The sequence below is a fragment of the Acinetobacter sp. ANC 4654 genome, assembly GCF_002135425.1.
Classification (GTDB): domain Bacteria; phylum Pseudomonadota; class Gammaproteobacteria; order Pseudomonadales; family Moraxellaceae; genus Acinetobacter; species Acinetobacter kyonggiensis.
Window position 1 is genome coordinate 94,981 of the sequence record NZ_NEGL01000008.1, and the last position, 20,156, is coordinate 115,136.

The window sequence follows — 20,156 nt, forward strand, 5'->3', positions numbered from 1 at the left end:
GGTACAAGGCATGTTTTGCGAAATTTAGTCATTCTAAATGATGAGCAGTGACTAAAGCTGCGCAAGATAACGCAGTAGCGGCAAAAAATATCAACAGACCCTATTATTTTTAGTCCATAAAATAATCATTCATAAAAAAACCAGCAACATTTGTTGCTGGTTTTTCAACTATCATTGCTTAAAAATTTGGCTGATTAATTACCTTGTACCAAACGACGTGCACTAATAATCCCTGGTTGTTGCTCCAAACGTGCCAACAAACGTGATAATTGTGCTAAACCTTTTACCTCAATCAATAATTTCATATTGGCAATACCATCTGATTCTGAAATAGTATTGACCTGACGAATATTAATTTGATCAGAAAAAATGACTTGGGTTAAATCTTTTAACAAACCACGGCGATCATACGCTTCCACCACAATTTGCACACTTTGACCACGCGTCGGTTGCATTTCCCAATCGGCTTCTACCGCACGTTCAGGTTCTTGCGTAATCATCCGGCTATAGTCTGGACAGACCACTTTATGAATACTCACCCCACGATTAAGCGTGATATATCCACCAATCGATTCACCATGCACAGGTTGACAGCATTGAGCAATATGAAGTTCCACATTATCCAAACCATCAATCAGAATGCCATGCGCAGAAAGTGTATGACTGGCACGTGGATTCAAGGTCGGCTTTAGCACCAGTTCAGGTTCATCCTGCCCCAAATGCATATGACGATTGACCTGATTGATCAAGGAATGCAAACTAATGTCGCCATTGACCAAACCAATCAGAATATCTTCACCCAATTTGACATTAAAATGATTACAATAATCACTTAAATCAATACTTTTGGGATGAATCGCCAAACGTAAAAGTTCTTTATTTAGAATTTCACGGCCAACTTCCAAGTTTTTACTGCGATCTTGCTGTCTAAACCAATGACGCAATTTATCCCGCGCACGCGAAGTCTTAATATAACCCAGTGAATTTACTAACCAATCACGATTCGGATCACGATCTTTTTTGGTTAAAATTTCAACTTGTTCACCAGTTTTTAGCGTGTAGGTTAATGGTACATAGCGCTGATTGACACGCGCGGCATAACATTTATTACCCACTTCTGTATGCACATGATAGGCAAAATCTAAAACCGTTGAACCGCGTGGCAATTCTTTAATATCACCATCACGGCTAAACACATAAATCTTCTCAAACCCTTCAAAGTCTTGAATTTGTTCAAAGTTTTCCGCATCTTCACCCGATTTATGCGCACTGGCATCATTACGTTCTTGATAATGCTCTAAGACTGCGCGTAAAGAATGTAATCGGTGATTAAAGGAATGATCGGTGTTCTTACCGCCTTCCTTATAATTGAAATGCGAACACACCCCAAGTTCAGCTTCTTCATGCATGGCCTTGGTACGAATTTGCACTTCCAGCGATTTATTTTCTGCAATGACAGCGGTATGTAAAGAACGATAACCATTGGCTTTCGGATTGGTAATGTAATCATCAAACTGATGCGGAATATGTCGCCAAATTTGATGCACAATACCCAGTGAGTGATAACACTCAGGCACACTTTTGACCAAGACACGTACAGCACGAATGTCATACAACTGGTCAAAACTCAGGTCTTTACTTTTCATTTTTCGATAAATCGAATAAATGTGTTTAACCCGTCCAGTGATCTCCGCTTCTATATCATAGACAGCCAGTTCTTTTTTCAGTTTATCAATGACAAATTGAATATATTGCTCGCGCTCTAAACGTTTTTCATTCAGTAACGAGGCAATTTCTTTATAGCGTTCTGGCGCTAAATAACGAAATGCTAAATCTTCAAGTTCCCACTTCAGCTGAGCAATGCCTAGGCGATGTGCCAGAGGTGAATAAATCGTCAGAATTTCGCGAGCTACACGCTCTTGACGTTCTTTAGAAGAGTTGGCCAGTTCCCGTAAAGCATAGGTACGCTCTGCTAGCTTAATGAGTACGACACGAACATCTTCGGTCACAGAAATCAGCATTTTATAAATGCCGCTTAAATGTTCGCGCTGATTGTTATTAAAATGATCTTCTAGACGTTTGTTCTTTTCAATGAGTTCTGAAAGTTTCCCCATAGCCAATGTCCCTTGGACTAGACTATGGACTTGCTCTCCAAAATGTTCACGAATTTCTTCAAGCGTCATCACGCCTTCACGAACACTCCGATACAACATCGCCGCAGATAAGGTGTCTTCATCAACATGTAAATGTGCCAAAATATCAGCCATTTCAATACCGGTATAAAAGGTATTGGAACGATGATTAACCGTGGCTTGCAGCTCTTTATGTAAAGTTAAATGAGCAACTTCTTCGAGTTGTTCAAGCGTTGCGCCATCTAAGATGCCACGAACACGATTCAGCCATTCAGTTAAATCATGTCGAGCTTGTTCGGCATGTTCTACAGTCGCTTCCTCTGACAACTCATTGAGTCGCCCAGGAAGTTGTTCACGTACTGTGACCATACCCTTCTCCTACCTCTTTACTTATCATATTCTAAATCGTTTATTTCATTGTATTTTTCGAATAAGGCAATAGACTCAACATGTCCCGTATGGGTAAACATATCCATTACCCCAGCCTTTTTTAATCGATAGCCATGTTGTACCAACACACCCGCATCACGTGCCAATGTTGCAGGATTACATGACACATAAACGATTTTCTTTGCACCAAATTTAGGTACATAATGCATGACTTCCTCAGCACCCGCACGCGGAGGGTCAATCAATAATGCATCAAATCCTTGATTTGCCCAAGAATGATGCGAAAAATCTTTTGTTAAATCTTGTGAATAAAAATGAGCGTGAATTATACCGTTAATTTCAGCATTTTCCGCAGCACGGCGGACCATTTCTTCACTTCCTTCAACACCCACCACTTGTCCAGTTTCTCCCACACAACGCGCAAGCGGCAAAGTGAAGTTACCTAGACCACAAAATAAATCTAGAACGCGCTCGCCTTGCTTCAATTGAAGCAAATCACATGCCAGCTTCACCATCTGTGGATTAATCGTCGAATTGACTTGAGTAAAATCAAGCGGACTAAAGCCAAACTTGAGGTCAAAATCATCTAAAGCATAATGCAAACGCATTGCAGCCGTTGGATCATCCACACGATGCAAACTCTCTGCACCTTCAGGTTGCAAATACAACTGCCACTGTTTGTTTAACGCAAATTGTTTTAATTGGTTGACATCCTGTTGTGATAATTTTTCAGTATGACGAACCAGCAATGCAATTTCATCATCGCCCATGGCCAATTCTATATGACCAATGGCTGCTTTGGCTTTTAGACTTTGGAGTAACTGTTTCAATGCAGTGATGGAACCAAATTCACGATCCAACACCAGACAACGGTCAATCGAAATCAATTTATTGCTTTGGTTCTCACGGAATCCCACCACCAATTTGTCTTTCTGTGGAAGATAGCGCACCCCTATACGGGCTTTACGGCGGTAATCTTCACGGCTTGAACGTAAAGCAGGGAGCCATTGCTCAGGCTGGATGCCAGCAAAATGCTCTAAATGCGATTTTAAAACCTCTTGCTTGAGCCGAATTTGTTCATCTAACTGAATGTGCTGCATATTACAGCCACCACACACGGTAAAATGTGGACATTTCGGCTCAATACGTATTGCAGCGGGCTCACTTAATAACGCAATGCTATCCGCTTCTTCTAAACGTTTAGCCACATGGGTAATTTGCGCGCTAACGGTTTCCCCCGGCAAGGCATAACGAATAAATACTTTTTTGCCTTGCTTCTCACTTGGATGATCAGGGTGTGATCCATAGTGTGCTATCCCCCGTCCTTCATGTGAAAGTGACTCAACCTGAAAAGTATAAATTGGCTGTTGAGCTGGACGGGGCTTGGTTCTATGTTTCATGAATACCTAGAGTGTGGGAGAGAGAAAGTCAATCGATGTAAATTCAGTACGCTGTGAAGTTTCACGCCATACTGCTAAAAAATCGCGATGTTGCGGTTGAGTGGATAAAAATTGAATGGTGCGCTGAATAACATCACGATAATCATTGATTAACAGCTGACCTTTTAATAACGACCAACGCAAATAAACCAACCATGTATTGAGTACATCCCCTTCGCAATATGCAGTCAGTTTTTGCCATTCTTGCTGACGTACATACTCGGGTACATGATAAGCACCATCACCGCGTTTACCGGGATAACCCAGTAAATGTGCGATATCATCCAGTTTTTGAAAATTCCGACCATTAAACATCGCCATCACATCCATTAAATCGACATGACGATGGTGATAACGGTTCTGATAGTTATTATAGCGCTTTTGCTGATCAATTTCGCCTTGATCGAATAAACTTGGTGCAGACAAACCATGATACATGGCGCGAAAAAGAATCACAGGCAAATCAAATTGTGAACCATTCCAACTGACTAGGGTTGGATTGCGCTTATCAAAAATGGAGAGGAATTTGGTTAAAATTTCCGCTTCACTATGCTGTTCTCGACTAAACGAGAACATTTTCATGCCACCCTGTTCATCTAACCATAAGCCAGAAATACACACAATTTCATGCAAAGCAAGGCGTTGAAAATCCATGCCCGATTCTTGACGACGTAATTTAATTAAGGCCTGTTCTAAATCTGCATCTGGCAAATCTAAACCATACAAATGCGCCCCCGACTTTAAATCGGTCAAGGTTTCTATATCGAAAATTAAAACAGGTAAGCGCATGTAAAACTCACAAAATTGCAGATTTATTCAGGGTCTTGAACTGAGAATAAACCTGTAGAAAGGTAACGATCGCCACGATCGCAAATGATACAGACAATAACCGCTTCAGGATTTTCTTGCGCCAATTGAATAGACGCCCAAACTGCGCCACCAGATGACGTACCCGCACTAATGCCTTCTTTTTGTGCCAGTTTACGCATGGTTTTTTCCGCTTCAATTTGTGGAATATCCATAATGCGGTCAACACGACGACGATCAAAAATGGTAGGTAAATATTCTTCTGGCCAACGACGAATACCCGCAATACTTGAACCATCTGAGGGTTGCAAACCAACAATTTGAATCTCAGGGTTCATTTCTTTTAAGTATTTAGAAACACCCATAATGGTGCCCGTCGTGCCCATTGAACTGACAAAGTGTGTGATTTTCCCACCCGTTTGCTGCCAAATTTCAGGGCCAGTGGTTAAATAGTGCGCTTCAACATTATCAGGATTACCAAATTGGTTCAGCACCAAACCTGTGCCTTCTTTTTCCATCTGCAAGGCAAGATCACGTGCGCCTTCCATGCCTTGTTCTTTGGTGACTTCAATCAGTTCAGCACCATAAGCCCGCATTGCATCTTTACGTTCTTGGCTCATATTATTAGGCATGATCAAGGTCATTTTGTAGCCACGCATTGCGGCAACCATGGCTAAGGCAATCCCTGTATTTCCGCTTGTCGCCTCAATTAACGTATCACCTGGCTTGATTTGACCACGCTTTTCAGCTTGCATAATCATATTATATGCAGGACGGTCTTTGACCGAACCTGCCGGATTATTGCCTTCAAGTTTTGCCAGTACTGTTGCTTGAGTGTGACTTGCGAGACGCTGTAAACGCACTAAAGGAGTTTTTCCTACATAGTGATCTAACAAAAATTCGTCTGCTTGAAAATCAGGGGAGATATTACTCATTATTTGCACCTAGATCGAGGTGCGCCTATTGTATGAAAAAATGCTAGGCGCTGCACCCATTTAACAGGCTTTTTATTGAAAGTGATTAAAGCGCAATCAGTTTCAAATAAAGCATGCTAAACTGCCGTGCATAGGAAATAAACTGCTTTAACCATGTCAAATATCAATAAAAAGTTATTTAAGCGTCTACACTTAAATCATGCTTATGGACAATTAATTGCACTGATTTTTGTGCCAATTACGATTTTGGCATGTGTTGGTGCATTGTTGGTTTTATCCGAAACGTCAAACGCATCACGTGCGCAGCAAAAACAAATGGCAATTGCCATTATGACGCGCTACCAACCCACAGCTGAAGCTGCACTCGACTTACTCAATCGTTATCCTTGGCAATATGATCAAGCGCGTAACGCCATGCAAAGTATGTTAAATGAAAAACATGTCATTCGTGCCGCGATTATTGATCCTAAAGGTCGAAACCGTTTAAGCATTGGTTTTCAAGACCAAGACCCTTGGCCTGCAATTCACTCCAAAGCCTCTTTTGTTGGCCCTATTTCTTATAATAAAAATAATATTTACGCACTCAATATTAATGAAAACACACCCTCATCTGCACAACTGGTGATTGAACTCGACAACCAGCCACTCGAAATTGCACGCTATCGTGTCATGATTGTATTGGTGGCGACTGGTCTACTGACTTTATTGCTGCTGTTATTATGTTTGAATTTTTATTCACGGCGCTGGATTGCACCGATGTATGAAATTCGTATGCAATTACAACGCTTAAATGCCGACACACTAGACCAGCACATGGTCATTAACAGTACCGGTGAATTACGTTTACTCCAGCGTGATATTGCCAATGTAGTCAAGCGCCTGCATTTTAGTTTTTTAGAATTGAAAGAACATACCGAACAGACTGAAGATGATTTACGCCGTACTTTAGACACCTTAGAAGTGCAAAATATTACCTATCGTCAAGCACGTGACCAAGCCATTTCAGCAAATCAGTCTAAATCGGTCTTCTTAGCCAATATCAGTCATGAATTACGCACCCCATTAAATAGTATTGATGGCTTTATTCATTTGTTGCTGCGCCAAGGCAATTTAAGCAATGAACAAAATTTATATTTACAGACCATTCGTAAATCATCTGCCCATCTTTTGGCACTGATTAATGATGTGCTCGATTTCTCGAAAATTGATGCCGGTAAATTAGAATTAGAAACCGCACCATTTGACCTAGAAGAAGCCATTTTTGATGTGATGGATATGCTCTCGCCATTGGCTGCACAAAAGCATATCGATATGGCCTTTTATTATGCCGACAATATACCGACCCAAATGGTGGGTGATGCACTACGCTTCAAACAAATTCTGACCAACCTCATTTCCAATGCCATTAAGTTCACCCCAGACGGTGAAATTATTGTCCGTGCACGCATGGAACATGATGATATTGGTCACTGTTTATTACACTTTAGCGTACAAGACAGCGGGATTGGTTTAAGTGGTACTGACCGTAAAAAACTGTTTGAATCTTTCTCGCAAGGCGATGCTTCAGTCACCCGCCAATTTGGTGGTACAGGTCTAGGTTTAGCCATTTCCAAGCAGTTAGTGCATTTAATGCAAGGTCAAATTGGTTTTGAAGATAACCAAGAACGCGCACCCACTGAAAAAGGCTCAACCTTCTGGTTTACCGCTCGGTTTGCTGTAGATGACGAGATTGAAATTGAGCATCCAAACTTTAATAAAATGCAGGTGGTATCGTATTTAGCACATCCTGCAACGGCAAATATTTTACGGCATTATCTGGAAAATTATGGTGTCCATCATGTCGAAACCAGCTCGATTCTAGATTTATTTAGTCAACTGAAACGATTCTCGGAAAGTGATGAAAACACTTGGCTGATTGTCGATCATAGTGGTGATGGCGAAGCATTATTAAAAGAAATTCGAAATCGCTATTCTGGCAACATTGCCGTCTACGGTTATCAAATGGCACTCGATCCCAATATGTTAAGCGAATATCGGGCGCGACCAATGTATCAACCGCTCAGTCGCAGCGCATTAATTCAACTGCTCAGCAATCAACCTATTTTTGAGCACGATATCCATGAAGAATTTAATGGACAAGGCTTACATATTCTTGCGGTAGATGATCATTTACCGAATTTAATTGTTTTAGAAGCGCTATTGGGTGAACTGAATGTCAAAACTACCAAAGCATTAAGTGGTCAAGAAGCGCTTGAAATTATTCAAAAGCGAATTGAAAAAGGCTTGGCTGCATTTGATGTGGTGTTCATGGATATTCAAATGCCTGTGATGTCCGGTATTGATACCACACGTGCGATCCGCTCACTAGAATCGACGTTAGAAAACCATAAACGCCTGCCGATTATTGCATTGACGGCACATGCACTGGCAGATGAAAAACAAAAACTGTTACAGGTCGGTATGGATGATTACGTCACCAAACCGATTCAAATGGAACAAATTATTCAAATTTTGACCCATTGGACGTCAGAAAGCTTTAAAAAAGCCAAAATTGCCGATAAAGCCATCCTGATTGAAGCACTCGATCCGCATATTTTAGATTGGCAACAATGTTTGCAACTGGCTGCCAACAAAGAAGATTTGGCGATTGATTTACTAAAAATGTTGGTCGATAGTTTTCCAACGGAAATCAATGAAATACAACAATTGATTGAACTGGAAGATTTTCCGCAACTCGAACATGTCCTGCATCGTTTATATGGTGCAACACGCTATGTCGGTGTGCAAAACCTACAAGAGGTTACAGGTGGATTTGAACAGTTTATTTCTTCTTTACGCAAAGAACGGCGTAAAGCCGATGACAGCTTTATTCAAGAGACGCTAAAACGCTTGGATGAATTACAGTCCGTTATTCAACTGGTCGAACAGGCAGCGCAGCAAATTTTAAACAAAACAAATCTCTAGGGTCTGATGCAAATCGTGGCAGTAGCGTCTAGATTTAGATGTGACTCGACTGTCATGTATCATGACATGTATCAGAGAAATGACCGTGTTATGCTCAAAACAATCTAAAAAATAGAGGTCTATCTCATGGCGTTACTTCGCATAGAAAAAAACAATGGCATCGCAACCGTATCTTTAAACCGTCCAGAAAAACGCAATGCCATGAGCTTTGCTTTGCTACGCGAATTGGTCAATGCAGCCAATCAAATTAAAAAAGACCGTTCGATTCGCTGCGTGATTTTAACGGGTGAAGCCCATGTCTTTAGTGCTGGAATTGACCTTGCCGATTTAAATGCCCCGAAAAATACCGCCTATGCAGCATGGGAACTGATTAAACCGGGACAAAGCCTATTTCAAAAAGCCTTCCTTATTTGGCAAGAACTACCTGTTCCTGTGATTGCGGCACTGGAAGGGTATTGTCTGGGTGCAGGCATGCAATTGGCACTGGCTGCGGATATTCGCATTGCCCATCCTGATACCCAAATGTCAATTATGGAAAGTCGTTGGGGATTAGTTCCAGACATGGGACTGACGCGTTCAATTAAAGGTATTATTAGTGTCGATCTTGCGAAAGAACTGACTTTAACAGGTCGAATTTTCAATGCCACGTATGCCAAAGAAATTGGTTTGGTGACCCATTTAGACGAATCGCCAATCAGCAAAGCCCAAGCCATTGCAGAAGAAATGTTACAACGCTCTCCTGATGCCTTAACCGCAGCTAAACGCGTCCTTGATGCCATGGAACATGAACCGAAAAAATCTTTACGCCTCGAAAAAATCTGGCAACTGAAATTACTTTTAGGTAAAAATAGTAAATTAGCGCGTAAAAAAGACAAGAACCCCGAAGTTCAATTTTTACCGCGCCAATATAAGTAAACCATTGAAATAACAACATTGTGCAGAGAAAAACACATGAGTTTTGATCGTAATACAAAAATTGCATTTTTAGGTATGGGGCTCATGGGTAGCCGAATGGCAACTCGACTCATTCAAGCGGGTTTTACCGTGGCGGTGTGGAATCGAACGGCAGCCGCATGTGACGTTCTGATTGATATGGGTGCCACGGCATTAGAGCTGCAAGATATTGGGCAATATCCAGTTATTTTGACCTGTTTGGCTGATGATGCGGCGGTGCAATCTGTTTATGATCAAATTCAAGCGCAATTATGTGCTGAGCAAGTGATTGTGGATTTCTCTAGTTTATCGGTCGATCAAACCAAAGCCTTGGCAGGGCAAGCGCAACTACATCAAGTGCAGTGGATTGACTCCCCTGTCTCGGGTGGGACGGCGGGTGCTGAACAAGGCACACTGGTGATTTTTGCTGGGGGTGATCTACAAACCATTCAGGATTTATCGCTGATTTATAACGTGCTTTCACAACGCGTCACCCGAATGGGTGAAACAGGCACTGGACAAGCCACCAAAATATGCAATCAACTGATTGTGGCTGCAAACAGCACCTTAATTGCTGAAGCGGTTGCTTTAGCTGCTCAAGCCGGCGTAGATACCACTTTACTGGCTCCAGCATTGGCAGGTGGATTTGCCGACTCAAAACCGTTTCAAATTTTAACCCCGCGTATGGCGACCCATACTTTTGAACCCGTGCAATGGAAAGTGCAAACCCTGTCCAAAGACTTAAATAATGCCGTTCAGCTGGCAGAACAATTCCATTTAAATATTCCCGTTGCAAAACAAGCACTATCACAATTGCAAAGCCATCAAAATAAAGGCTATGCTGAAGCTGATCTTGCAACAGTGATTCAACTGGTTGAATCTTAAGCAGCTCACTTTTAACCGACAAGGAGTAAAGGCATGATTAAGTTGGCTGTCAATCTATCGATGATTTTTACCGAAGTACCCTTAATTGAGCGCTTTGCTCTGGCTCAGGCACAGGGTTTTAAGCATGTTGAAATTCAATTTCCCTATGAACTCAGCATCGAACAAATTCAAAGTCAACTCACCATGCATGACCTGACTCTTTGCCTGATTAATGTACCTGCTGGTGACTTAATGCAAGGTGGCAATGGTTTAGCTGGTGTCCCGGGGATGGAACTGGAGTTTCACCGTGGTTTAGAACAAGCCATTCAATACGCCACTGCGCTGAATGTGCCTAGTATCAATATTTTAGCGGGTAAACAACCCCTCGACTCAGACTTACTGCCTTGTTTAAATACTTTATCGAGCAATCTTAAACTTGCCTGTCATATGCTATCCGATCATCATCTTCAACCTGTTTTTGAAATGATTAATAGCACCGATATGCCACGCTTTTTAGTGCAAAATATTGCTCAAGCACAAGAAATGTTAGAAGCTGTGCAACACCCTGCCCTTAAAATGCAATATGACTGTTACCATATGGCAATGATGGGTGAAGATGTACTGGAAGCCTTAAAAGAAAATATTCACGATATTGGGCATATTCAATTTGCCGACTGCCCCGGACGGCATGAACCCGATAGCGCACAAATACATTTTGCAGAAATTTTTCAATGGCTCAATCAAAGTGCATACAGCGGCTATATTGCAGCCGAATATAGACCACAAGCCCATTCCAGCCATTCCTTTGCATGGAAAGATAAATATTTTGCAAAACATCCGCAAAGTTAAATTATGAACAGAATTGAAATACGGCACTAAAACCGCTATATTACACGATGAGTTATTGTCTGGAAATAAAACCCTTTATGAATTTAGAACCATCGCCCAGCGCTTCTAATTCTCTCGATATCGCAATGAATTCTCAAGCTCAAGATGTACAAGCTTGCTTAAAAGTTGTACATGAAGCCCTATTAGATGTAAAAGCAAAAGATATTCTTGAAATTGATGTAAGCGCAATTAGTAATGTGGCAGATGCCATGGTGATTGCTAGCGGCACATCAACGCGTCACATTAAAGCCCTTGCAAATAATGTTGCTGAAGAAGCACGTAAAGCAGGTTTTCGCCCTCTTGGTGTTGAAGGTGAACGTGATGCAGAATGGATCTTAATCGACCTTGGTTTTGTGGTTGTCCACGTTATGCTTCCAGCGGCACGTAAATTTTACGACCTTGAAAGCTTATGGCGTGCCACTCCTGAATCGATAGCGTAAAGAAAAAAAGCGACCTTAAGGTCGCTTTTTTCATCTTAGGACTTTTGTTTTAGCATGGAGTGCTGACCAACAAACTCAATCACAGCAGCAATATGATCCATTACAACTATAATAATTGATGTAAATCAACATCAGGATATTTGGTTTTAATCTCCATTTTTGCCCTTGCATAGACTTGATCTGCCTTGGCTGGCCCATAAAACTCACAATAACATTCATATATGATGGTAATCACTTGGGCATAAAGGGTCAGTGGTAAAACCTCGATAAAAGCAGCAGTATTAATTTTTACCGATGTCTCAATCGCTAAGCCCATGTCTTGTAGCTGTTGTTTAACTTCATCATTAAAGTCATTCAAATCCGTTGCTGTAACAGTTAACATTACTGCATCAACCAAGCTAAAGAACGCATCGGCAATCTCTATTGAAATAAGTTCTTCTGGCTCTAGTTTCGGTTTGATTTCTAATAAAACCTGCTTCTCCACAGCCGACATTTCAGACAGCACTTTTCTTAGCATCTCTTTGCGATAAAAACGCAATTCATCGGTATTACAAATTTCACTTAAAAAGCGATTGAGCACAAAAGAAGGCTGATCTCCATATTCTTGCTCCCAGTAATTCAGTACGCGCTCCAATACCGTAGCATTCATATAGTCACTGAGACCACGTTCAATCGCTTGTTTCTTTTGTATCACACTGAGTAATTCATTCGGCATTGCTCAACTCCTTAGTGGCGTTTGGTCATATCGTCCGTTTCAAAAGTCACATCACGCTGAAATTCTGGATAAGACAGCTCGGCATGTTCGCTATAATCCAAACCACGTTGTTCATGCTGTTTACTCACACGCAAGCCACCTAAAAGTTTGTCCAACACTTTAAAGACCACGAATGCAATGCCGAAGCCCCAAACAAATGCAGCGACCACACCTAAAACCTGAATCGAAATAATATGTGAATTAAACAAATCTGCTTCAAAAAATAAGCCTGCCGCCACCGTTCCCCATGCCCCACAAAAACCATGTACAGTCACCGCATCGACCACATCATCCAACTTTAATTTTTCCATTAAGCTTGGCATGACACTGACAATCAAACCCGCGGTTAAGCCTGTAATAACAGCAAATAATGGTGACATGGTTGCACAGCCTGCGGTAATTCCAACCAAACCGCCCAATGAAGCATTAATGGTGGTTTTCATTAGAATCGCTTTGCCACGAATGAGCGCATACAGCATATAAGCAACTGCGCCAGAGCATGCAGCCAAATGGGTATTTAGGGCAATTCGACCAATACTGACACTGGCATTCACTGTTGACGCGGCATTAAAACCAAACCATGCAAACCAAAGGATAAAGCCACCTAAAGCAACTAACGGTAGGTTATGTCCTGCCAAATGGTGACTTTGTCCATTTCGACCAAAACGTCCTAAACGAGGACCCAAGACAATAATCCCTGCCAATGCCACCCAACCACCGATTGAATGCACCACAGTTGAACCAGCAAAGTCGATGAAACCCAAAGCTTTTAACCAACCTTCACCATCAAAAAGACTGCCCCATGCCCAACTTCCAAAGATCGGATAAATTAAACCACTCACCACTGCTGCACTGACCACATAAGCAACAAAGTGAATGCGTTCAGCCATAGCACCGCTGGCAATAGTGGTTGCTGTTGCTGCAAACATCATTTGGAAAAACAATAAATTCCAATGCCAGTCATCCATCACATTGGGTGCAAAATGGCTTGTCCCGATCCAACCTGAAGTATTCACCCCAAACATTAACCCAAAACCGAGTAACCAAAAGACCAGTCCACCCAAACATGCATCCATATAATTTTTCATCAGCACGTTAACGGTATTCTTACTGCGCACAGAACCGCTTTCAACCAATGCAAAACCAGCCTGCATAAAAAAGACCAGAATTCCCCCCATGACCACCCAGACACTATCGAGAGATAAGCGGATTTCTTGAATATTTTGAGCTGGAGTTGCTAATGATTCTGCGGCAAAACTTGGCAAGGCAATGCAGCATAACAACAAGAGTAAATATTTTATTTTTTTCATGAATAATCCCCCACAGATTATTCATCTAAATAGCAAAATCAATGCCATAAACCAAAGCAATGATTGATGTTGGATCACATCCTTCGAAGCAGCTTTCTTTTAGGCAACTTTATTTAAAATAGGCGAAGTAAAAACATTATTTTTTTAACAATAATTAAAAAAAATAAGATAATGCTACTTTATGTCGCACTTTATTGAGTACATAACAATATTGCGCCAAATGGCGTAGAAAAATCAGCAAGCATGGTTAATTTGAGATGCCCTCTCAGATGAACGAGAATCTCAAAATTTGATTATTTTTATCACCCCGTATGACCCAAAGCATTAAAGCTAAAATTGCTTCACATCTATAGCATTAAGCCAAAAAATTTCGACAATAAAAAACCACCCGAAGGTGGTTTTTAATCTCCCTAAATCCCTCTTTATCAAAGAGGGACTTGAGACTTTAATTTAGTGGCCAGAACCATTAATTGCTTTGGTCATATCTTCAACCACTTTCTTGGCATCACCAAAAATCATCATGGTTTTATCATTATAGAACAAATCATTGTCTAGACCTGCATAACCTGTCGCCATTGAGCGTTTGATCACCATAATGGTTCGAGCGCGGTGGGCTTCAAGAATTGGCATGCCATAAATCGGCGATGTTGGATCATCTTTTGCCGCAGGATTTACCACGTCATTTGCACCAATCACCAGTACCACATCTGTTGCTGGGAAGTCAGAGTTGATTTCATCCATCTCTAAGATATCTTCATAAGCAACATCTGCTTCAGCCAGCAATACGTTCATGTGGCCTGGCATACGACCTGCAACAGGGTGAATGGCAAAACGCACCGTTACACCTTGTTCTTTCAAGATATGCGCAAGTTCTTTCACTGCATTTTGCGCACGACCTTGTGCCATACCATAACCCGGTACAATTACAACGCTATCGGCATTCGACATTAAGAAGCCTGCATCATCCGCAGAACCTGAACGGTGATTACGCTGTACTTTATCGCCTGCTGCTGCTGTCGGTGCTGCTGTGCCACCCATTGCACCACCAAACAATACATTGATGATTGAACGGTTCATGGCTTTACACATGATGTAAGACAGAATTGCACCCGATGAACCCACCAGTGAACCTGCAACAATCAACATGTTATTTTCAAGCGTGAAACCAATCCCCGCTGCCGCCCATCCAGAGAATGAGTTTAATAGCGATACCACAACGGGCATATCACCACCACCAACGGGTGCAATCCAAACCCAACCCAATGCCAATGCCAGAGCAGTCATTGCCCAAAACGCTTGCATATTACCGGTTGAAAAAAAGATGAAACCACAGACTAACATAGCAAGGAAAATGCTGGCTTGTAGAGGTTTAACCCATGCCCCTGAAATGGTTTTCGCCCATTTTTTTGCAGCCAATTTACCATAAGCAAATACAGATGCTGTAAAGGTAATCGCACCGACAAAACAACCAACAAACAATTCAAATAAATGAATTTTACTCATGTGTACATGTTCAACGCCTGCTGCTGTTAAAGCGGCTTCGTTTTCCACAAACAAGGCTGTGAGTTGGTTGTTATGTAAAATTGCAGCAATCGCAATCAATACCGCAGCCAAACCCACCAATGAGTGCATTAATGCTACTGTTTCAGGCATTTGTGTCATTGGAACTGTACGCGCACGTGCAATACCAACAACCCCACCTAAGACCATTGCACCGACAATCATCCAAACGACAGGATGATTCGCCACAAAGAACGTGGTGATTACAGCAATCGCCATCGCGATCATACCGTAACGGTTACCTTGAATTGCGGTTTTAGGACCTGACAAACCACGCAGCGTTAAGATAAAAAGAACGGCACCTACTAAGTAGAACCAATCCGCATAGTCTCGAATAAATTCCATTTATGAACCCTCTTTTTTCTTTTGCTTAGGCTTAAACATTTCCAGCATACGTGCAGTTACTGCGAAGCCACCGAAAATATTGATACTTGCCAAGAACACAGCAACCGCACCCAAAATGCTCACCACGTTAATGCTTTGGAAAGCCACATTTGCATCAAGCCCAATACTTGGCATACCCACAGTCTGAATCATTGCACCAACGACAATAATTGAAGACAAGGCATTGGTTACAGCCATTAATGGTGTATGTAAAGCAGGTGTTACCCCCCAAACCACGTAGTAACCTACGAAGATGGCAAGGACGAAAATTGTAATCGTTTCAACCATGATCTATCTCCTTAACCACGCTTTAACAGCACTTGGCCGCCATGAGTGACGAGTAGGGCTTTCTGAATTTCTTCTTCCTGATTTAAAACAAAGTTTTTATCAGCATCAAAAAGTGTTTCTAAGAAATTAAAGACATTACGTGCATACAGTGCCGAAGCTTCTGTCGCAACAGTTGCTGGAATATTTGGAATACCTAAAATAGTCACGCCATTATCGGTCACCACATTTTCACCGCATTTTGAGCCTTCAACATTACCGCCTGATTCAACTGCCATATCAAGGATGATTGAACCCGGTTTCATTTTGGCAACCGTTTCAGCACGAATTAAACGGGGTGCATCACGACCTGGCAAAAGTGCTGTGGTAATCACGATATCTGCATTGGAAACAGCTTTGTCGACAATTGCGGCTTGGTCTTTGATGTATTGCTCACCAGGCATCCAGCCATAACCATTTTTTGCAGCATCGGCAGCTTTTTGCTTTTCTTCTTCAGACATCGGTACGTCTAACCACTTACCGCCTAAAGATTCCACTTGATCGCGAGCTGTTGGACGTAAATCCGTTGCTTCAACCACTGCACCTAAACGCTTTGCCGTTGCAATGGCTTGCAAGCCTGCAACACCCACACCCATAATCACCACACGAGCTGGTTTTACCGTTCCAGCAGCGGTCATAAGCATCGGGAACATACGTTGATATTCTGCCGCAGCCAAAAGCACAGATTTATAACCAGCTAAGTTGGCTTGAGAAGACAGGACATCCATGTTTTGTGCGCGAGAAAGCGTACGGGGTAAAAGCTCTAAAGCAAATGCAGACACCTGTGCAGATGCAAATTGGTCAAGTTCAGTATTACGATACGGATCAAACATTGCGATTACAGCAGTATTCGCTGCAAGCTTTTGAATTTCATCGCCTTTAGGGGCACGAACTTTCAAAACAATTTGGCTGCCGGTATAGGCATCATCTGTAATTTTAGCACCGACCTGTTCATATGCACTGTCAATATAAGCGGCTTTCACGCCTGCTCTACGTTCAATGACGACTGTATGACCAGCACTGATCAACTTCTTTACTGTTTCTGGCGTTGCTGCCACACGATTTTCACCGAGAACAGTTTCGGTTGGGATTCCGATCTGCATGAGCCTTCCTCAAGCTAGTTTTTCTTAAGTAAACATCGCTATTCGCAATGTTTCCCCCTAGATGCATTTTTGTTGAATTTTTGGATTCTAATTGAACTGTTTTAAATTACCACCCAATATTTATTTAATAAATACCCATATATTGAACTGGTGATTCACAAAAATTATCATGCGATAGCGCATTTATTTTTTTCGCTTTCATTAAAATTACTTTTATCAGCTTAATTGCCATTGCAGTACTTTCTTAATCTTTATATTTAAGTGCTTGTCATTATTGCTTGAAATTGATTTAAAAATAAACATTGATCATTCTGACAATCAGCAGTTTTATTGCCAAGCGAGTTCTTACATAAAGATGTTCTTGTTGAGCACTAAAATGGCACATTTAGCTTCTACTTTTTATGAGATTGACTAAAGTGACACAATAAAGAAAATCCGCCAGCTAAAAACCCAACTGTTTTTTTCCAGTTGATTTAAAAAAAATAAGCGACCAAGCAAACATTCCGCTATTTCTATTTTTCTCCATTTCTATGGTTATTTTTAATAACAGCATCTATTCACCATAAGTCTAATTGGATCAAAAAATAATTACATTTTTTTTAATTGCCATTTCGGTAGGTGATGATTTAGCCTTTATTTTATCTATTTGAGTATTTTTTGCACCACTTTAGAGCAAATTTTAACTATTTTTATCAATATCCTGATTACGCCTAAGCAAAAACGTCATTTTTTTGCATTTTCGCCTTGGTTAGGGGCTAAATTTTTTTAATATTTTAAATAAAATCGTGATTCAACTCATTTCAACTAAGTTTTATCACGACTGAATTAAAATAAAATGCAAAAATTTGAGGACTCATTCCAAACTGGAATCGTAGTCATCATCTTTTTGCATTTCAATTCTGCTGATAAAAACTTTATCATTCACATTTCTACACTGCATTACAGAGCGCAATAACACTTCGCCAAGTAGGTAAAATGAAAGGTTTTTTGACAGCAACACAAGTAGGGTCTTTATGCGCAATTGGTGCTGCTTTTTTATTTAGTACCAAGGCCATTATTATTAAACAGGCCTACGCACTATCGCCACTGGTCGATGGCACAGTCCTTATGGCGCTCAGAATGCTTAGTGCACTGCCCTTTTTTTTACTGCTCTGTTGGTTCAATCGGCAGCACAATCAAAATATCGCGCCTAAAGACTGGATGCTACTAATTTTGGCAGGCCTGATTGGTTATTACTTGTCTAGCTGGTTAGACTTTGCAGGCTTAATGTATATCAGCGCATCACTAGAGCGGATTATTTTATTTTTATATCCAACCCTTACCGTACTTGTCTCTAGCGTCATTTATAAACAGAAACTCAGCCTAAAAAGTGGAATTGCAATTGCACTGAGTTATGGTGGTACGGTTATTGTGATGTTGCAGGAACAAAGTAGCGTAGCGCATGAAGGCAATTTTTGGTTGGGTGTCAGTTTAGTCTTTGCCAGCGCCATCAGCTTTGCAAGCTATTTATTATTAACCCCGCGTCTAATTCATAAATTTGGCTCATGGAATTACACTGGGTTAGCCTTAAGTATTGCTTGTTTGGGCACACTCACCCATTACTTTATTGCCATTCCCAAGCCAATAGCATTACTCACGCAATTGCCCATCGGGGTGATTGGTTATGGCATTGCATTAGGTTTACTGGTCACGGTACTTCCCACCATTTTGATTGCCCAAAGTATTTCACGCTTAGGTGCAGCGCAATCGGCAATGATTGGTTCAATTGGCCCCGTGTTAACCATTATTCTGGCAGTGGCTTTATTGGGTGAACACATGAATGCCATCCAATGGTTTGGTTGCTTGCTCAATATTGTTGGGGTCATGATGATTACGCTATCGAAAAAGAAACTGGCGCACTAATCATCGTCTACACACGGCTGCTGAATGGTGAAATATTGTGGCTTTTCTTCAAGTTGCAATAATATCTGCTGAAAATGAGCGCCCGCAGATTGATCTGCCATTTGATCGTTTGGATTACGCAATGGACATTGTTGTAAAGACAAACAGCCACAGCCTATACACCAATCGAGTTGTTGCCGGAGTTGCAACAAACTGACAATCTGCACATCTAAACTGGCTTGCCATTGTTGCGACATTTTTTGCCAATCGGCCTTGCTGGCCACCTTATTTTTTGGCAATACCGAAAAAGCTTCTTTAACTTGCTGCAAGCGCATACCGACTTGCTGTGCGACTTTAATAATGGCCACACGGCGCAGCATGGCACGTTGATAACGACGTTGCTTGCCTTCGGTACGAATGCTCCAAATCAATTCTTTTTCTTCATAAAAACGAATCGCGGGGACACTTACACCACTGCGCTGTGCCAGCTCACCTATCGTTATCCATTGATGTGCATCTTTTTCAGTCACAAGGCTTGACCTCAAGTTAACTTCAGCTTTGATACTAGCAAAATTAACCGCTCATTTCTGGACGATCGTGCATGAATTCAAGTATTGAACAGCCATCCAAAGCTTTTGTACTCCTTAACCCAAAGACACTTTATAACCCACTAGCTTTTGCGTATAGTCACATTGCCGAAGTGACACAGTTTCAACGTATCCTTCACATTTCAGGACAAGGTGGTGAAAACCAACGAGGACTTTTATCTACAGATTTTGCGGTACAAGTCAGACAAGCCTTTCAAAATATTGAACTGGCTTTAACTCATGTACAGGCAACACTGCAAGATACTGCTGTTTTAAGAATTTTAGTGGTTGATCACAATCCCCAGAAACATCAGTTTTTAATTCAGGAAATGCAAAAACTTTGGAAAGATCAGCCTTTCCCTGCGTGTACGCTAATTCCTGTCCCGTGTCTTGCACTAGCCGGTATGCTTATTGAAATTGAAGCAACCGCTTATTGTCAGTAAAACAAAAGCAAGGGACTT

At 41.4% G+C, this 20,156-nt stretch carries 17 protein-coding genes; 7 read left to right on the forward strand and 10 right to left on the reverse strand.

Going from position 1 to position 20,156, the window contains the following annotated elements; genetic code table 11:
- Nucleotides 1-194: 194 nt before the first annotated feature.
- The 4 genes from B9T24_RS13175 to cysM are packed head-to-tail and all read right to left on the reverse strand — an operon-like array spanning nucleotide 195 to nucleotide 5,703.
- Entirely contained in the window at nucleotides 195-2,501 is a 2,307-nt protein-coding gene (locus B9T24_RS13175; RefSeq protein WP_086166195.1) for a RelA/SpoT family protein, read from the reverse strand.
- A gap of 17 nt (nucleotides 2,502-2,518) precedes the next feature.
- Nucleotides 2,519-3,922 (reverse strand): 23S rRNA (uracil(1939)-C(5))-methyltransferase RlmD, encoded by a 1,404-nt coding sequence (gene rlmD / locus B9T24_RS13180; RefSeq protein WP_086166196.1) that lies wholly within the window; start codon nucleotides 3,920-3,922, stop codon nucleotides 2,519-2,521.
- A 6-nt stretch (nucleotides 3,923-3,928) separates the two neighbouring features.
- Entirely contained in the window at nucleotides 3,929-4,750 is an 822-nt protein-coding gene (locus tag B9T24_RS13185) for a 3'-5' exonuclease (protein ID WP_086166197.1), read from the reverse strand.
- Between the two features lie 23 nt (nucleotides 4,751-4,773).
- Nucleotides 4,774-5,703, reverse strand: a complete 930-nt coding sequence (cysM, locus tag B9T24_RS13190) for a cysteine synthase CysM (RefSeq protein ID WP_086166198.1) — start codon at nucleotides 5,701-5,703, stop codon at nucleotides 4,774-4,776.
- 153 nt (nucleotides 5,704-5,856) lie between these two features.
- On the opposite strand from cysM, the gene B9T24_RS13195 reads away from it, so the two are divergent.
- From B9T24_RS13195 to rsfS, 5 genes are all read left to right on the forward strand, one after another.
- Nucleotides 5,857-8,667, forward strand: coding sequence for an ATP-binding protein (locus tag B9T24_RS13195; protein WP_086166199.1), 2,811 nt, complete (start codon nucleotides 5,857-5,859; stop codon nucleotides 8,665-8,667).
- 126 nt (nucleotides 8,668-8,793) lie between these two features.
- Nucleotides 8,794-9,582, forward strand: a complete 789-nt coding sequence (locus tag B9T24_RS13200) for a crotonase/enoyl-CoA hydratase family protein (RefSeq protein ID WP_074947412.1) — start codon at nucleotides 8,794-8,796, stop codon at nucleotides 9,580-9,582.
- 36 nt (nucleotides 9,583-9,618) lie between these two features.
- On the forward strand, nucleotides 9,619-10,485 hold the full coding sequence (locus B9T24_RS13205) for an NAD(P)-dependent oxidoreductase (RefSeq protein ID WP_086166200.1): 867 nt from the start codon (nucleotides 9,619-9,621) through the stop codon (nucleotides 10,483-10,485).
- A gap of 33 nt (nucleotides 10,486-10,518) precedes the next feature.
- Nucleotides 10,519-11,313, forward strand: a complete 795-nt coding sequence (locus B9T24_RS13210; protein ID WP_086166201.1) for a hydroxypyruvate isomerase family protein — start codon at nucleotides 10,519-10,521, stop codon at nucleotides 11,311-11,313.
- Nucleotides 11,314-11,390: 77 nt separating this feature from the next.
- Complete coding sequence (rsfS, locus tag B9T24_RS13215; protein ID WP_074947409.1) at nucleotides 11,391-11,792, forward strand: ribosome silencing factor; 402 nt, start codon at nucleotides 11,391-11,393, stop codon at nucleotides 11,790-11,792.
- A 106-nt stretch (nucleotides 11,793-11,898) separates the two neighbouring features.
- On the opposite strand, the gene B9T24_RS13220 is transcribed toward rsfS, so the two are convergent.
- The 5 genes from B9T24_RS13220 to B9T24_RS13240 all read right to left on the reverse strand — a co-directional run bounded on the left by B9T24_RS13220 (nucleotide 11,899) and on the right by B9T24_RS13240 (nucleotide 17,227).
- Nucleotides 11,899-12,507: a hypothetical protein gene (locus B9T24_RS13220; protein WP_086166202.1), complete on the reverse strand. Its 609-nt coding sequence runs from the start codon at nucleotides 12,505-12,507 to the stop codon at nucleotides 11,899-11,901.
- Nucleotides 12,508-12,518: 11 nt separating this feature from the next.
- The gene (locus B9T24_RS13225) at nucleotides 12,519-13,856 is read right to left on the reverse strand and encodes an ammonium transporter (RefSeq protein WP_086166203.1); all 1,338 of its coding nucleotides are present in this window, start codon (nucleotides 13,854-13,856) and stop codon (nucleotides 12,519-12,521) included.
- Nucleotides 13,857-14,306: 450 nt separating this feature from the next.
- Complete coding sequence (locus B9T24_RS13230; RefSeq protein ID WP_086166204.1) at nucleotides 14,307-15,761, reverse strand: NAD(P)(+) transhydrogenase (Re/Si-specific) subunit beta; 1,455 nt, start codon at nucleotides 15,759-15,761, stop codon at nucleotides 14,307-14,309.
- The gene (locus tag B9T24_RS13235) at nucleotides 15,762-16,088 is read right to left on the reverse strand and encodes a proton-translocating transhydrogenase family protein (RefSeq protein ID WP_004650250.1); all 327 of its coding nucleotides are present in this window, start codon (nucleotides 16,086-16,088) and stop codon (nucleotides 15,762-15,764) included.
- Nucleotides 16,089-16,099: 11 nt separating this feature from the next.
- The gene (locus B9T24_RS13240; protein ID WP_086166205.1) at nucleotides 16,100-17,227 is read right to left on the reverse strand and encodes a Re/Si-specific NAD(P)(+) transhydrogenase subunit alpha; all 1,128 of its coding nucleotides are present in this window, start codon (nucleotides 17,225-17,227) and stop codon (nucleotides 16,100-16,102) included.
- A 975-nt stretch (nucleotides 17,228-18,202) separates the two neighbouring features.
- On the opposite strand from B9T24_RS13240, the gene B9T24_RS13250 reads away from it, so the two are divergent.
- The gene (locus B9T24_RS13250; protein WP_086166206.1) at nucleotides 18,203-19,129 is read left to right on the forward strand and encodes a DMT family transporter; all 927 of its coding nucleotides are present in this window, start codon (nucleotides 18,203-18,205) and stop codon (nucleotides 19,127-19,129) included.
- On the opposite strand, the gene soxR is transcribed toward B9T24_RS13250, so the two are convergent.
- On the reverse strand, nucleotides 19,126-19,638 hold the full coding sequence (soxR, locus tag B9T24_RS13255) for a redox-sensitive transcriptional activator SoxR (RefSeq protein ID WP_086166207.1): 513 nt from the start codon (nucleotides 19,636-19,638) through the stop codon (nucleotides 19,126-19,128). The genes B9T24_RS13250 and soxR overlap by 4 nt on opposite strands.
- Before the next feature lie 71 nt (nucleotides 19,639-19,709).
- Between soxR and B9T24_RS13260 the strand changes: the two genes are divergently transcribed.
- A complete protein-coding gene (locus B9T24_RS13260) occupies nucleotides 19,710-20,138 on the forward strand; it encodes a RidA family protein (RefSeq protein ID WP_086166208.1) in 429 nt (142 codons plus the stop codon).
- Nucleotides 20,139-20,156 lie beyond the last annotated feature (18 nt).